Consider the following 262-nt stretch of genomic DNA (forward strand, 5'->3'; position numbering starts at 1 on the left):
CTCGAAAACGAGAACCTGCAGAAGAAGGCGCAGATCGTCATGGACTACTACCAGGGTGACGATCCCCTGAAGCGCAAGGTTGCTTCCACCCTGCTGGAGAGCTTTCTGTTCTACTCGGGCTTCTACCTGCCCATGTACTGGTCCTCACGCGCCAAGCTGACGAACACCGCTGACCTCATCCGCCTCATCATCCGCGACGAGGCCGTGCACGGCTACTACATCGGCTACAAGTTCCAGAAGGGCCTGGAGAAGGTTTCCGAGG

The 262-nt window shown here is 58.0% G+C and carries 1 protein-coding gene; it reads left to right on the plus strand.

The window, feature by feature from the left end; translation table 11 throughout:
• Positions 1–262 (plus strand): ribonucleotide-diphosphate reductase subunit beta (locus ACPYOG_RS19805; RefSeq protein WP_481295825.1); only part of this gene is annotated, 262 nt, incomplete at both ends.

The organism is Leifsonia sp. HAY1-4F (genome assembly GCF_056755275.1).